This is a genomic window from Halorubrum kocurii JCM 14978, from assembly GCF_000337355.1.
Classification (GTDB): Archaea; Halobacteriota; Halobacteria; order Halobacteriales; family Haloferacaceae; genus Halorubrum; species Halorubrum kocurii.
Genome location: NZ_AOJH01000043.1, coordinates 83,579 through 98,521, shown reverse-complemented (window position 1 = coordinate 98,521; position 14,943 = coordinate 83,579). Strand labels below are relative to the sequence as shown.

The 14,943-nt window shown below is 69.8% G+C and carries 13 protein-coding genes; 7 read left to right on the top strand and 6 right to left on the bottom strand.

All coding sequences use genetic code 11. The features are described from left to right. The first annotated feature begins 59 nt into the window (after positions 1-59). From C468_RS05890 to C468_RS05875, 5 genes are all read left to right on the top strand, one after another. Positions 60-1,289: a glycosyltransferase family 4 protein gene (locus tag C468_RS05890; RefSeq protein WP_008847962.1), complete on the top strand. Its 1,230-nt coding sequence runs from the start codon at positions 60-62 to the stop codon at positions 1,287-1,289. Beyond that, complete coding sequence (locus C468_RS05885; RefSeq protein WP_008847961.1) at positions 1,286-2,809, top strand: hypothetical protein; 1,524 nt, start codon at positions 1,286-1,288, stop codon at positions 2,807-2,809. The genes C468_RS05890 and C468_RS05885 overlap by 4 nt, the downstream gene beginning before the upstream one ends. Then, positions 2,806-3,456: an acylneuraminate cytidylyltransferase family protein gene (locus C468_RS05880; protein WP_008847960.1), complete on the top strand. Its 651-nt coding sequence runs from the start codon at positions 2,806-2,808 to the stop codon at positions 3,454-3,456. The genes C468_RS05885 and C468_RS05880 overlap by 4 nt, the downstream gene beginning before the upstream one ends. Continuing rightward, on the top strand, positions 3,422-3,577 hold the full coding sequence (locus C468_RS18030; protein ID WP_008847959.1) for an N-acylneuraminate cytidylyltransferase: 156 nt from the start codon (positions 3,422-3,424) through the stop codon (positions 3,575-3,577). Before C468_RS05880 ends, C468_RS18030 begins: the two co-directional genes overlap by 35 nt. After that, positions 3,570-4,910 carry a polysaccharide pyruvyl transferase family protein gene (locus tag C468_RS05875; protein ID WP_008847958.1) on the top strand — a complete coding sequence of 447 codons (1,341 nt, stop codon included), beginning with the start codon at positions 3,570-3,572 and terminating at the stop codon, positions 4,908-4,910. Before C468_RS18030 ends, C468_RS05875 begins: the two co-directional genes overlap by 8 nt. A gap of 89 nt (positions 4,911-4,999) precedes the next feature. Here the strand turns inward: C468_RS05875 and C468_RS05870 are convergent, their stop codons facing one another. From C468_RS05870 to C468_RS05860, 3 genes are read right to left on the bottom strand one after another with little or no spacing between them, the layout of a single operon-like run. Next, a complete protein-coding gene (locus C468_RS05870) occupies positions 5,000-5,968 on the bottom strand; it encodes a methyltransferase FkbM (RefSeq protein WP_008847957.1) in 969 nt (322 codons plus the stop codon). Next, positions 5,965-6,933 (bottom strand): hypothetical protein, encoded by a 969-nt coding sequence (locus C468_RS05865; RefSeq protein WP_008847956.1) that lies wholly within the window; start codon positions 6,931-6,933, stop codon positions 5,965-5,967. The genes C468_RS05870 and C468_RS05865 overlap by 4 nt, the downstream gene beginning before the upstream one ends. Continuing rightward, positions 6,930-7,997 carry a hypothetical protein gene (locus C468_RS05860; protein WP_008847955.1) on the bottom strand — a complete coding sequence of 356 codons (1,068 nt, stop codon included), beginning with the start codon at positions 7,995-7,997 and terminating at the stop codon, positions 6,930-6,932. Before C468_RS05860 ends, C468_RS05865 begins: the two co-directional genes overlap by 4 nt. A 178-nt stretch (positions 7,998-8,175) precedes the next feature. On the opposite strand from C468_RS05860, the gene C468_RS05855 reads away from it, so the two are divergent. Further along, a complete protein-coding gene (locus tag C468_RS05855; protein ID WP_008847954.1) occupies positions 8,176-9,051 on the top strand; it encodes a hypothetical protein in 876 nt (291 codons plus the stop codon). A 67-nt stretch (positions 9,052-9,118) separates the two neighbouring features. On the opposite strand, the gene C468_RS05850 is transcribed toward C468_RS05855, so the two are convergent. Further along, a complete protein-coding gene (locus C468_RS05850) occupies positions 9,119-10,996 on the bottom strand; it encodes an N-acetylneuraminate synthase family protein (protein WP_008847953.1) in 1,878 nt (625 codons plus the stop codon). A gap of 174 nt (positions 10,997-11,170) precedes the next feature. Next, positions 11,171-13,126 (bottom strand): hypothetical protein, encoded by a 1,956-nt coding sequence (locus C468_RS18355; protein WP_008847952.1) that lies wholly within the window; start codon positions 13,124-13,126, stop codon positions 11,171-11,173. A gap of 286 nt (positions 13,127-13,412) precedes the next feature. Between C468_RS18355 and C468_RS05840 the strand changes: the two genes are divergently transcribed. After that, positions 13,413-13,715 carry a hypothetical protein gene (locus tag C468_RS05840; RefSeq protein WP_152422880.1) on the top strand — a complete coding sequence of 101 codons (303 nt, stop codon included), beginning with the start codon at positions 13,413-13,415 and terminating at the stop codon, positions 13,713-13,715. 109 nt (positions 13,716-13,824) lie between these two features. On the opposite strand, the gene C468_RS05835 is transcribed toward C468_RS05840, so the two are convergent. Continuing rightward, positions 13,825-14,826 carry a DUF1616 domain-containing protein gene (locus C468_RS05835; protein WP_008847950.1) on the bottom strand — a complete coding sequence of 334 codons (1,002 nt, stop codon included), beginning with the start codon at positions 14,824-14,826 and terminating at the stop codon, positions 13,825-13,827. Positions 14,827-14,943: the final 117 nt, after the last annotated feature.

The window sequence follows — 14,943 nt, the reverse complement described above, 5'->3', positions numbered from 1 at the left end:
GGTTATTAACTGATTACTCAAGCGGGGCGGGGCGGAACCACGAGTCGATGGAGGTGTGTATGATCCTCGAAGGCGAGTACCCGCCGGACGCCCGCGTCCGAAAGGAGGCGAAGGCGCTCCTCGCCTCGGGACACGACGTCCGCGTCCTCACGGAGCGGGCGGGCGAGCCCCGGCCGAGCGACGGCGACGTGGTTTCGCGCCGGACCGTCGACGGGGCCGACGTCGTCGTTCACACGGACGCGAGGTCGCCGATGGAGGAGCTACGCGGCACCTACCGCTCGGTGACGGCCGGGACGTACCCGCGGTGGGCGAGACGGATACGCGACCGGATCGCGGGGGGCGCGGACGTGCTCCACGTTCACGACCTCCGACTGGCGCGGACCGCGCTCGGCGTCGCCGAAGGCGTCCCGGTCGTGGTCGACCTCCACGAGAACTTCCCGGAGGCGGTCGTCCAGTACCGCCGCCGCGACACGCCCGTCGAGACGCTCACCTCTCCCACGAAGGTCGCCCGGCGCGTCCTCAGACCCAAGCGGCACTGGGACGAGCGGCTCGCGGAGGCGCTGCAGGCGGCCGATCACGCGCTCGCCGTCGTCCCGGAGGCGCGGGAGCGGTACCTCGAGGCCGGGGCCGCCCCCGACCGGGTGTCCGTCGTCTCGAACACGGTGGACGTCGAGTGGTTCGACGACTGCGTCGACCGCTTCTCCCCGCCGGAGACGGAGGGGTTCGTGCTCACGTACACCGGCACCCTCTCGGGCGAGCACCGCGGCGTCGACACGGCGATCAGGGCGCTGTCGGTCCTCCGGCGGTCGGTCCCGGACGCGACGCTGCGGATCGTCGGCGGGCGGTCGAAGGTGAAAGGGCGCCTCGAGGAGCTCGCGGCGGACCTCGGCGTCTCGGACGCGATCGAGTTCACCGGCTGGGTGGACGAGCGGACGATCCCGGGACACATCGCGGCCGCCGACGTGGGGCTCGTCCCGCACCGGGCGACGCCGCACACGAACACTACCGTGCCGCACAAGCTGTTTCAGTACATGGCCGGGGCGATCCCGGTGTTGGCGACGGAGACGACGGCCGTCGCCCGCGTCGTCCGCGACGCGGAGGCGGGGGTGGTGGTTCCGCCGGAGGACCCGGACTCGCTCGCGCAGGCGGCGCTGGCGCTGGAAGGCGAGGAGACCGCGCGGCGGTTCGGTGAGAACGCGCGCGAGGCGGTGCAGACGACGTACGGGTGGCACCGGGACGCCGAACGCCTCCGCGGCGTGTACGACGAGCTCGGGGTCGCCGGCTCATGAGCGGGAACGCCGCCCCCGACCGTCCGGCCGCAGACTCCGCCGGTACCTCGTCGGCGACCGAGCTGACCTTCCGCTCGGTTCACGAGCGGTTCCTGGAGCTGGAGGCGGAGCTCGACCTGTTCGACTGGCTCATCGACGGCGTTCCGGTCTGGGAGCGGGTCCGGTTCGACGTGAACAAGCGGATACTCGAAGGCACCGGGCTGTTGGGCGCGGCGCACGAGCGCGACGACGGCGGGTCGACGCGCGCCGCGGTCGCCGACATGCTCCGGTCCGTCTCGACGCGCAATCCGTACCTCACGCCCGCCGCCGACGTGGCGTTCTTCACGCACCCGCGCCGGAAGCGCCTCGAAGACGGCCTGTGGTGGAACATCCGCTGTGACCCGGTCATCGAGCGGCTCGGCTGCGACGTGGCGGCTCTCGAGAGCGGCCGAGAGCACGGCCACCGGCGGCCGGCCCGGACGGACGACCTCCGGTACCTGGACCCGGTCGAGCGGCTGGCCGACCTGCGGCGCCGGTTCGCGGGCGACTGGTCGTTCGACGCGCGCGACGAGAAGCGGCTCGACCGGCTCGAGGCGGCGATCCGCGAGCGGTTCGGCGTCGACGTCGACGTCGGCGAGATGGTCGGACACTCGCTCTCCTCCCGACGACGGCTCCGCCCGAGCTACGAGGCGCTCCTCGACCGGATGGACCCGGACGTCGCGGTGGTGACGGTGAGTTACGGGCGCGAGCGGGCCATCCAGATCGAGGCGTGCAAGCGGCGGGGCGTTCCCGTCGCGGAGCTCCAACACGGCGTGATAGACCCGTACCACGTGGGGTATTCGTTCCCCGGCCCCGGCAGGCGGAAGCGGATGTTCCCGGACTACCTCCTCGTGTACGGCCGGTTCTGGCGCGACGCGGTCGAGTACCCGATCCCGGACGAGCGGGTGCTCCCGGTGGGGTACCCGTACATCGAGTCGCAGCGGCCGACCGACGAGCGGTCCGCCGACCGGGAACAGATCGTGTTCGTCTCGCAGGGGGCGATCGGCGAGCAGCTGTCGCGGTTCGCCGCGTCGCTCGCGGCCGACCCCGCGTTCGAGACGGACATCGTGTACAAGCTCCACCCCGCGGAGGTCGCGCGGTACCCCGAATCGTACCCGTGGCTCGCGGCCGCGGACGTCGCGGTCGCGGACGGCTCGGACCGGTCGCTGTACGAGCTGTTCGAGGCGTCGACGGCTCAGGTCGGCGTCTACTCGACGGCCGTGTACGAGGGGCTCCGATTCGGCCTCCGGACGTACCTCTACGACCTGCCGGGGTCGGCCAAGCTCCGTGCGCTCGTCGACGAGGACATCGCCACGCCCGTCGCGTCCGTGACGGACCTCGTCGACGCCGAGCGCTCGGCGCGGGGAACGGTGCCGTTCGACACGGACCGGATCTTCGAGCCGACCGCCCTAGAAGCGGTGCCGCGAGCGATTGAGCGGATCCGCACCGCGGACCGACCGGACGACCCGCGAGACGACGCCGAGAGCGACCCGACACCATGACCGACGACACACCCGCCGACGACCGGACGCACAGCCTCTCGACAGACAGCGCACCGGCCGACTCCCGCCGTTCCGAGAGCGGCGGCGACGTCGTCGCCGTCATCCCCGCTCGCGGCGGAAGCAAGGGGATCCCGCGGAAGAACGTCGTCCCGTTCCTCGGGGCGCCGCTCATCGCGCACACGATCGACCAGTCGCTCCGGAGCGAGCGCGTCGACCGGACGTACGTCTCGACGGACGACGGGGAGATCGCGGCCGTCGCCCGCGACGTCGGCGCGGCGGTCATCGACCGGCCCGACGACCTGGCCGGCGACCGGTCCCCGACGGAGGACGCGCTCCTCCACGCGCTGGGCGTGGTGCGAGACGACGGCGTCGAGCCGGCCGTCGTCGTGCTGTTACAGTGCACGTCGCCGCTCCGCCGCGAGGGGGACATNCGACGACGGGTACGACAGCGCGCTCAGCGTTCGTCGCGACCACGGGTTCTACTGGCGCGACGACCCGGACGCCGACGACGGCGCCGAGCCGATCAACTACGACCCGAGCGAGCGGGCGATGCGGCAGGAGCTCGACCCGCGGTACCGCGAGAACGGGTCGATATACGCGGTCGAGACGGCCGTGCTCGAGCGCGAGTCGTGTCGGGTCGGCGGTGACGTCGGGCTCCACGTGATGCCGAAGCCGCTGAGCCTCGAGATCGATACCCCGGAGGACCTGGCGCTGGTCGAGGCGATCGGGCGCGAAACCGAGTTCCAGTCGAGCGTCGCCGATGTCTGACCCGCGAGTGTACTTCGTCAACGACACGACGACGAGCAGCAACTGGGGGTGTCGCGGGACCACGCGCGCGCTCCGCTCGCTCGTCGAGTCGACGGGCGCGACGATCGGCGACACCGCGTACCTCGACGACCTCCACCACTCGGACCGGCTGTTGACGCGCGTCCCCGGCGTCACCGACTGGATGGCGCGCGTCGCCGGCGACGTCACGGACGCCCGGCGGCGGACGCTCGGCGCGTTGCGGCTCACCACCGGCGGCGACAGGCGCGAGGCGTGGAAGCGGTACGAGTCGCTGACCAGCCGCTGGGACGCCGTGCCGCTCACGGTGGACGAGTACGACGGCGCGGCGGAGCGCGTCGTCGACGGCGAGCTGTTCGCGGCCCAGCGCGACGCGATCGAGGCGTGCGACGCGGTGGTTATCAACGGCGAGGGGAGCGTCTACGACCGCCGACGCAAGGGGCGGGTGCTGTTGTTCCTCGCGTACGTCGCCGCGGAGCACCTCGACACGCCGACGGCCCTGGTCAACCACACCGCCGACGTGAGCGACCCCGTCGTCAGGGAGGCGGTCGCGACGGTCTACCCGCTGCTCGACGACGTCGTCTTCCGGGAGCCGCGGTCGGCGGAGGCGTGCGAAGCGTTCCTTCCCGGCGCCGTCGGCGATCACCTCGGCGCGGACGCGGCGTTCAGACGCCGGCCGATCGAGGACCGGGACGCGTGGGCGAGCGTCGCGGAGCGGGAGGAGTACTACGGCGTCTGGCCGGACTCGGCGGCGGGGTTCGACCCCCGCGAGCCGTACGTCTGCGTCGGCGGCAGCTCGATATTCGACCGCCCCGACCGCCCGCAGTACGACCCCGAGCCGGCGTACGCCTCCCTGTGTCGGAGGCTCGAGCGCCGGGTCGCCCCGGTCGTGCTGACCGCCTCGTGTCCGACTGACGCCAGGCTGTTTCGGCCGATCGCCGACGAGCTCGGCCTCCCCCTGATCGGACCGCGGACGCCGGTCACGCAGGCGATCGACGTCCTCGGCAACGCCGACGCGTACGTCGGCGGTCGGTGGCACCCCGGGATCTACGCCGCCACCGGCGGGACGCCGGTCGTCACGCTGACGGCGAACACGTACAAGACCGCCGGGCTCGTCGACCACCTCGAACTGGACGCGCCCACCTTCGACGCGCTCGCCCTCCACCGCCACGTCTCCGAGATCGCGTCGCTCGTCGAGGAGTACGTCGACCGGGGCGAGCCGCTCCGGCGGCGGCTCCGCGAGCGCGCGGACGAGCTGGCGGAGCTGGCGACCCGGAACGTCGAGGCGCTCCCCGGCGAGGCCGACGACCGCTTATAAATGGCTGACGGGCGAGACCGACGGCCATTTATAAATAGCTGACCGGCGAGACCGACGACCCCTTATAAATGGCGACGGCCGAAGCCGCCTCACCCGACGAGCGACCGGAGCCGGCGGCGAGCCGACTCCGGAACCCGGTTCCACACCGACAGCGACGCGACGCGCCGTGTGACGCGGTCCGAGAGGGGCGGTCGGCGGAAGCGCTCGAAGCAGGTCCGCTCGTACTCCCGGTCCCGTTCGAGGTCGCTCGGGCCCGTGAGCGGGAACTCGACCTCTCGCTGGGGGAGCGCGGCGAGGGGCGAGGCCGAGTCGGTCGTGTGGACCGCCCGCGGACCGAAGCCGACGTTCGTGATCAGGTTCCGCGAGGGGACCGCACAGAGCCCGTCGTTCGCGAGCACCGCGAACCGCCACATCCGGCTCCACGCGGGGGAAACGCCGTCGTAACTCCGCTGAAACCGGTAGGCGTAGTACGCGTAGCGCTCGTCGTCGCCGAGGGTCGCTCGGATCCGCTCGCGCACCGAGGGGTCGACCCACGCGCTCATGTCGGGGTCGTACTCGCTCCACGCGTCGCGCCACGTCGCCCAGCCCCAGACGTCCTGAAACGTGGCGAAGTGATAGTCCCGCTCGTCGTCCCGCCACGATCCGAGCCGGTTCGTCCCGTTTATCATCATCACCGACGGCTCGTCCCGATACCGGTCGAGGAGGGTCTCACAGAACCGGAAGAAGGAGTCGCTCGGAACGGTGTCGTCCTCCAGGATTATCGCTTCGGGCTCCCGCTCGAACACCCAGTCGAGCCCGGTGTACACCGCCTCCGGCAGCCCGACGTTCGAGTCGCGAAACAGCGTGTGGACCGGACACCCCCAGTCGGCGTCGCGGATCGCCCGGCGGGTCTCGGCGCACCGCTCGCGCTCCGCCGGGTCGTCGCGGGGGCCGTCGGCGATCGCGTACACCGCGGGCGGCTCCGCCTCCGCGATCCGGTCGACGACCCGCCTCGTCGCGTCCGGCCGGTCGTACGCGAACAGCGCGACCGGCGTCGCGAGCCCCGAATCGTCCGTCATGTGATCCGGTCCGCGACCGTTCGCTTGAGCGAGTTCGGGACGAGCGCGAGCGCCGGATTCGGGACGAGCGACAGCGCGCGGAGCGCCGGGTGCGTCCGGCGGAACCGGTCGAAACACTCCCGCTCGTACTCCCGGTCCGGGATCACCGTCGCTCGCTCCTCGTAGGGGCCCCGGAGGTCGCGTCTGGGCAGTCCCGCCAGCGGCGAGTCGGGGTCCGTCGCGTAGTGGCCGCGCTCGTCGAAGCCGACGTTGGTGACGAGGTTCCGCGCGGGGACGACCGACAGGCCGCCGTTCCGGAACATCGCGAACCGCCACGCCCGACTCCACCCCGTCACCCGCCCCTCGTACAGCGAGTCGAACAGGTCGGCGTGGTAGTCGGCTCGGTCGCCGTCGGCGACGTGGTCGGCGATGCGGGCGCGGACCTCCGGATCGCCCCACGCGTCGATGTCGGGGTCGTACTCGCGCCACGCGTCGCGCCACGTCGCCCAGCCCCAGACGTCCTGCCACGTCACGAAGTGGTGCGTCTGGTCGGCGTCTCGCCACGTCTCGAGCCGGTTCGTCCCGTTGACCATCATCACTCGGGCGTCGCCGCGGTAGCGGTCGAGCATGGTCTCGCAAAAGCGGAAGAAGTCCGCGTTCGGGACCGTGTCGTCCTCGAGAATTATCGCCTCCGGCACGCGCTCGAACACCCAGTCGAGCCCGGTGTACACCGCCTCCGGCATCCCGACGTTCGTCTCTCGGTACAGGCGGTGGACCTCGCAGTCCCAGTCGACGCCGTCGAGGACCGTCCTGACGGCCTCGCAGTTCTCCTCGTCGTCGGGGTGGTCCGGGCGCGGTCCGTCGGCGACGAGACACAGTTCGGGCGGCTCGGCCGCGCGGATCTGCTCGAACACCTGCGCCGTCGTGTCCGGCCGATTGAACGCGAACAGCGCGACGGGCGTGGAGAGCGATCGCTCCCCGCTCATCGGGATGCCGTGGGGTCGCGGTCGGTCGGCTCGCGGGTCCGCCGAGTCGCCCCTGAATCCCCCGCGTCCCGGTCCGAGGCGCGTTGGTGATAGCCGAGGTCAGCGAGGCGCTCGGCGACGGCCGCCGACGGTCGGGTCGTGCTCTCGGCCGGCGCTTCGCTCCGGGCCCGGATGCGCCCCCCGCCCTCGACCACCAGCCACGGCACTTTGCGGAGCACGTCGACGTACAGCCCGTACGCGTGACCGTATCGCGGGCCGTCAAGCGGCGCGACCTGCTCGCCGAGGAGGTTTCCGTGGTCCGACGTGACGACGGTCCGACCGTCGAACGCGTCGAGCAGTCGTTCGACGTGCGGGAACGCGAGCTCCAGGTTCTCGTCGTAGGCCTGCCGAGCGGTGGCTTCGTCAACCTCGCCGCTCCACACCAGACTCCAGATCCGCGGGTTGTCCCAAGACCCCGTTCCGGTCTCGACGAGGCGCCGGGTGCGTTCGTAGCCGGAGTGCGGGATGGCGCGACCCGTCTCGCCGATAAACGGGTAGTGCGGCTGCATAAAGTGCACGAGGAGCCGCTTCTCCGGGAACCGCTCGCGGGCCTCGATCGCCGCCGCCGCCATCGCGTCCGGCGGGACCGTTTGGAGGTCCTCGTCCCAGTCCGTCCGCCAGACGTCGACGACGTCGTGGAACGCGTCGTCCATCTCGACGGTTCTGTGCATCGGGCTCGCGGTGACGTACACCGTGTCCCAGTGCGTCTCGCCGACGAAGTTCTCCCTGAGGAACTCCTTCGTCGTCGACCCGAGCGAGACGCGGGACTCGAGCTCGCCGGGCAAGGTGTTGAGTCGCTCGAACTGGTCGTACCGACAGCCGTCGAGGAGGACCAACGCGTCCCAGTCCTCCTCCATGAGTCGCGTTTCGTCTCCGGACAAGCGGTACTTCGTCCGGTTGACTCGCTGTCTGGCGGCCGCGAGACCGGTTCCGGCGGCGTCTCTCCCGAACAGCGCGGTCCGCCGCAACAGGGACTCGACCCCCTCGTCTCTCAGCACTTCGAGCGCCCGCCGCGTTTTCGACATACCGCGTCCTCTCGAACGATCGACTTAGTTACGCAGCTACAAATCGGCGCAGATGGCGCGGGAGGCCGCCCTCTTGGGTGGGGAACCGCACGTTCGCGCGATTCCGCGTCAGTCAGCTCGGGCCGTCGAGCGAGTTATCTGAGCCATAACAAATACCGCAGCCGCCGCTCTCGGGATAGTGGACGTCACAAACGTCTGGAGTCGGGCCCTCTCCGCGTTCCCGTCCGCAGCCGCTCAGGCGGCCGTCGGTCGGATCGTCTTCGACGCGTCGGTCGGTCACCGGTTCACGAGACCGCTCTACTGGACGGTCGCCCCGCGCCTGTACCGGTACCGGTACCCGACGGACTTCGACGTCGACGCGGCGGCGCCCGACCCGTTTAAAATAGAGCGCGTCGATCCCGACCGAATCCGCCGGTTCACGCGGCGGTGGTACCCTCCGTGGCGGCAGCGCCGGGCGCTGTTCGGGGCCGTCATGGACGGCGAGTGGGACCGGCGCCCCCACGACGCGGCACCCACCTACGGCGGTCCGCCTGAGGACCTCTTTCACGCCGAGCGGATCGAAGACGGCCTGCTGTACCGGGCCTTGGAGTCGCACTTCGTCGACGGCGTCCCGTGGCGCGATACCGCGTTCGTCACCCGCGCGGTCGAGTACATCGAGGCCGGTCGCAGCGACGTCTGGCACGCCTGTTCGTCGCCAGAGGACGTGTTAGAGCGGTGTTCGCACCTCGAGGACGTGTACCGAAGCCTCCGGCGAGACGGCTGCCTCAGTTACCGGAAGCGCACGCCGCCGGCCGAGCGCGAGGTGGGATTCCTCAGGAGCCTCGAGCGGGAGATCATCGTCGACGTGGGACGGGACGGCGAACTGCTTCTCGTGAGCGGGAAACACCGGTTGAGTCTCTCCCGGATCCTCGGCCTCGAATCGGTACCGGTCTGCTTTCTGGTGCGGCACGCGGACTGGATGGAGACTCGGCGCGCCGTCGCTCGGGGGACCGCGACGGTCCGAGATCACTCCGATCACCCCGACCTCCGGGACCTTCCCGGGGGCACCGGGTGAGTCCGATCGACACGGCGCCAGAGCCAGTGACGAAGCCGGCCGGTCCCTCCCCGTCACCGTGGTGGGATTATAAGTACGACGAGAGCCGCTCGGCGCCGAGTTTGAACCCCTTCCCGCGGCGCTCGTGGCCGCGCCAGATCTCGGTTATCACCGGGCCGTCGAAGTCCGAGAACGGTTCGAGGGCGCGCCCGAAGTCGATCTCTCCGTCGCCGATCTGGATCCCCTCCCCGTCGACGCCGACCGCGTCGGCGACGTGGAGGTACGCCGTGTACGGCCGGAGCGTCCGGGCGTGTTCGGCCAGGTCGACGTCGGCGTAGTTACACCAGAGCTTCGCGTGCGAGGTGTCGTAGCAGATCTTCGCGTCGTTACGCTCGCAGAACGCGGCGATCTCGTCGGCCCGCATGAAGTTGTTGTGGTACTGTTGGCCGCCGTAGATCCACGGGAGCGGCGGCATGTTCTCGAGGAGGAGCGTCACGCCGTCGGTGTCAAGCTCCGCGAGGCTCCGTTCGAGCGCCGCGTTCAGCTCCGGGACGGACTCCAGCTGCATGTGGTCCCGCGTGACCCCGCCGGGGTGGACGACGATCGGCGGCGCCTCCGTCTCGAAGTGCGGCGCGATCTCGGTCCGCGTGCGGTCGATCACGCGCTGTATCACCTCGACCGCCTCCTCGCGGGTCGCCTCGTCGCGCGCGCTGGGGTCGACAAGGTCGTGACCGACCTGCTCCGGGGCGTGGATCCCGAGCCCCTTGTCGTACCCCGCGAGGTCGAGCGACGCGTCCATGTCCGCCCCGTTGACGCGGAACTCGAAGACGTCCGGGTCCCCCCAGTCGTGCTCGTCGATGTCGGCGAACCGCACGACGACCCCCCACCCGTCCAGGTCGATGTCGTACTCCTCGTCGGTGACCTCCTCGACGTCGTCCCAGTGGATCGGAGCGTCCGCGGACAGGTCGGTGAGCGCCTCGCTCCCGACGACCGTGTACAGCTCCTGCGGCGAGATCCCCTTCGACGGGCTCTTGGCCGTCACGTCCTCCCGCCGGATCGTCTCGCCCGCGGCGATCGGCCGAGTCGTCGCGAGGCACTTCCCCAGCGACCGGCGGTTGTTGTACTCGCCGCGGGTCAGGTACCGGACCGGCTTCCCCATGCTCTCTTCGACGTTGCGGATGTCGCGGACCTGCTTTTCGAGCCCGTTCGGTTCGAGGCTGGCCGCGTGGTCCGGCCCCTCCAGGTCCCGCGAGAGCGTGACGTGGCGCTCGACGACCGCGGCGCCGGTGGCCACGGCGGCGGTCGTGACGGCGATCCCGCGCTCGTGCCCGGAGTACCCGACGGGAACGTCGTAGCGATCGCGGAGCTCGTCGATGAACGCGAGGTTGAGGTTGTGGTACGGGGCCGGGTAGGTGCTCCGGCAGTGTAACAGCGCGTAGGCGGCGTCGTGTTCCTCGAGGAACTGCACCGTCCGGTCGATCTCGTCGGCCTCGGACATCCCGGTCGACACCAGCAGCGGCTTGCCCGTCTCGATGAGCCGCTCGAGGAGGACGAAGTTCGTCATGTCGGGCGAACCGACCTTGTACGCCGAGAGGTCGAGCCCCTCGAGGAACGCGACGCTCTCCTCGTCCCACGGCGAACAGAGGAACCGCACGTCGGCGTCCCGCGCGTACGCCGCGAGCTCGCGGAACTCCCCGTCGGTCAGCGAGACCTCCTTGAGGTTCGAGACGGTGTACTGGACGCCCATCTCCGAGCGCGACGGGTCGTCGACGGTCTCGTTCAGATACGTCTCCCGGAGTTTGCGCTTCTGGAACTTCACCGCGTCCGCCCCGGCCTCCGACGCGACGTCGACGAGCCGCTTCGCCCGCTGCAGGCTCCCGTTGTGGTTGACTCCGGCCTCTGCGATGATGTACGTCGGGGCGTCGTCGCCGATCTGCCGCCCGCCGACCCCGATTGCTCTCGACATACCCCGGACAACGGGAACGGTTCCTTTGACTAGTCTCGGGCTAACGCCGCGGAACGGCGCGGCCTCGTCGATCGGACGCGGGGCCCCGGTCGTCGGGGCTGGGCCCCGGTCACGACGGAGCGCCTCGGCGGACGGTTCAAGAAGCCGGACGAACGGTTCGAGCGACCGAACCGGTCAGGACGCTCGGATCACCCTCGTTCCCGTGCGTCTCGCCGTCGCGGCCGGCTCGTTGCCGCCGGAATCGGTCTCGGTGGTCGTATCAGTCTCATTGGTCCCATCGGTCTCGTCGACCGTATCAGTCTCATCGGTCTCATCGGTCTCATCGGTCTCATCGGTCGTATCCGCCGCGTCGACCGCATCGGCCGTCCCGCTCACGCGGTAGACGTTGAACTCGCCGTTGTCGTACACCCGGTGGACGGTCGGGTCCGTTTCCACCCGCTCGAAGTCCTCCGGGGTGAACTGCCACTGGTCCTCGTAGTCGGGGAACCGCTCTTGGTACTCGATGCGGGCCAGTTTGGTGAGGATCATGTAGCGGTCGTCGTCGTAGCTCCGTCCGAGCGTGTCGTGTTCGGTGTAGTTGAAGTGGGCCGGCGGCGACGCTCCGCCCCACCGGATCCCCGGGTCCTCGTCGTCGACCCCGTAGTGGTAGTGGTAGTACCGGTAGTGGTAGATCCCCCGCTCCTCGATGAGGAGCTCCTCGTTCCGCTCTTCGAACAGCCACTCCGAGCCCTCGATCTCCATGTCGGTCACCTGCGAGTTGCGCTCGAACACCAGCGGCGACCCGAACATGCTGAACACGATCAGGAACACCAACACGAACAACACGAGCGAGTACGACCCGGAGACGGCCAGACGGCCGCGGTACGTCCGGGCGCCCGCCCAGAGCGTATGAAAGAGCGCGCCGACGAACAGCACCGCGAACACCTTGCCGAACAGCAGCGGCCGCCCGTATCCCGCGATCAGGTCCGTCGTCAGGAACACCGTCGCGATCCCCCCGAACGCCATCGCGGTCAGCAGGAACAGGAGCCGGAACACGTCCGGGCGGTCGCCGTGCCGGTACCACGTCAGCCCGACGACGGCGAGGAACAGCGCCGCGAACCCGTAGATGAGAAGTTCACTGCCCCGCTGGAGGATCGCGATCTGGAGGATGTCGGCGAGGTCGGGGCCGGTCGACGAGACGGTCTGGACGGTCGCGTCGAGCTGGGATTCGCTCTGGGCCTGGCCGAGAAAGTCGTTGGCGATGTTCCGAAACCGGATGATGATCCCCGCGTACTGCATGTACCACGCGCTGAACACCACGATCGTCAGCGAGGTGACGTTCGGGATCAGCGACCAGTCGGCCGACGGGATCGGGGTCCGGCCGAGCACGCTGTACATCGCGGCGACGACGAGGAGGAACACCGCCGTCAGCGGGTGGTACACGACGACGCCGATCATCGCTAGGATGAGCAGAATCCGGATTTTGACGGCCTGCGTCTCCTGCTCTTTGAGGAACAGGAAGAGGACGAGCGGGACCAGCAGCACGCTCATCAGGAACGGGATCACCATCAGGAAGCTCGCTCCCATGATCGGCAACAGCACCGCCGGAAGACAGAACAGGGCCCGTCGACGCTCGAACAGGTGCACGGCGACGAGCGCGTTCGCGCCGAAGAACAGCACGGTGAACACCACGGGAATGAGGTTGGCCACCTCGCCGACGTCGATCCCGGTCGCACCGGCCAACGCCTGCGTCATGATGTGTGCCGGCGGATAGATGTTGTCGGCGATGCCGATGGTCTCGAGGTCGCGGATCAGTCCGATGTGGGTCAACACGTCTGCACGGCCGTAGATCGGGTACCCGCGGACGGCGGGGAGGAGGACGAGAGTCGCGCTGGCCATCACCAAGAGGCCGACGCCGGCGATCCAGCCGTCGTCCCCCTCGCCGGCGACGGCGCTGGAGAGGACCGTGAGCTGTCCGAAGCAGAACACGCCGATCAGCAGGGCCCAGAAGTACCCGGGGAACGCCTCGTACATCGAAATCTCGTACCCGGAGGCCGGCGGCGTCAGGATCACGGTCCCGACCGTCCCCAGCAGACACAGCGTTCCGATGGCCGCGAGCGCCCTGATCGTCGTTCGAGATGGCTGATCCATGGTAGTGGTGGAGATGCCCGGACGGGACCACCGGTCTCCGAACGGGAGGCCCGTGCGAGCGGTTCGTCACAGTACACCGCCGTTCGGGTCGTAGTAATGGCACTGCTAATACGCGAACGAGGGGCGCGGCGGGGCCGACGGCACCGGGAAACCGACCCGGCCCACCGGGGGACCGCTTGGGGATAACCGCAAGCCGGGAGCCGCGGGCCGCTCCCGCCGGAATGTCGCGTCCGAGCCGTCGACGTCGTCGGTCTGTCCGCCCGGCTGACCCCCGCGTGGGGCGCTTATGACGAGTATAACAACGACCCAGGACGCCGTTGCGTCGGGCGTGTACGCGTACAGCTTAGAGGAGGTCGCCACGACGCAGACGATTTGGATGCTCTTCGTCCTCGGTGCGACGCTCCTGCTCGGTCTGTTCTCCGTTGAGGCGTTCTTCACGCTGAGCTTCGTCGGCCTGCTGGCCGTCACGCAGCTGTATCACCCCACGGGAGAGTCGCCGGGGTGGTGGCGGTGGCTCCGCCTCCTCACCGGCGTCTGCTTCCTCGTCTTCGGCTACGTCGTCTACCGGCAGGTCCTCTCGGTGATCTGAACGCGGGAGCGCTCGGGGCCCGCCGTCGGTCCCGATGGGGTCACCCGACCAGTCCCGATGGGGTCACCCGACCAGTCCCGATGGGGTCACCCGACCAGTCCCGATGGGGTCACTCGTCCGTGTCGATCCACAGGTGCGTGGTTCGGTACGCCGAGTCGACGTCGGGGTCCGCCGGCGGATCGCCGACGTACAGCAGGTACGCGACTCGCACGTCGCCGCCGCGGAGCGTGGGCTCGAACGTGACAGAGCGCTCGACGGTCTCACCCCGTTCCACCGTCAGCTCAAACCGGTCCGTCTCGTCGGTCTCGACGACCGACGCCCCGGCGCCGGTGCCGTCCGTCCGTTGGACCTGTTCGACGACGGTGTACGTGCGCTCCTGCCCCTCCTGATTGGTCACACCGAGCACCGCCGTCCCGGTGTCTCCCGGCCCGAGGTCGGTTTGGTAGCCGTCGGCCACGGTCCCGTTCTCTCCCTCGTTGAGGAGGTAGAGCTCCGTGTACTGCTCGCCGTTTGGGGTCAGGACGGCGGCGCCGCCGATCCCGACCGCCGCGATCAGGAGGCCCGCCACGACGAAGGCGCCGAGAGCCACTTCCCGGCCGTCGTCCGCGCCGAACACCCACGCGTACACTCGTCGAAGCGGGGCGACGGACGCGATCCCGAAGCGCTGATCGCGCGGAAGCCGGAGGCGAACGGCCATCGCAGCGAGCGACAATCCGACCGTCAGCGCGCCGACGAGCGCGACGACCGTCTCGGCGGTGACTCCCCACCCCGAGAAGTGAGCGACGACGCCGAGGAACGGAACGAGAACCACGCTCGTCCCGAGCGAGAACACGATCCGCTCCGTGGCCGTGATCGTGTTCGGCCGCTCGCGGTGAAGCGCGATCCGGGACAGGCTGTTGCTCGACTCGGTCGAACGGGACGGGAACAACACCGCCACGAACGCGTATCCCGGGAGAAACACGACGAAGAGCGCGCCGGCGACCACTTGCAGCGGGTTGGACGCGGCGCCGAACAGGACGAACCCCCAGACGGCGACCGTCATCGCGATCACGAGCCACAGATCCAGAGAGAACCCCCACGCCCGGTGTCGGGGGGACGACTCATCGAACATTGAGCGGCGGTTGGCGGCGACGGGACAAGACTATCCGGCGGTTAACGCCCCGAACGGGCGTGCGAACTCCCGAGACCGGCCATCACGTCGGACCGGCGGTCGGCACGCTTCCCGGCC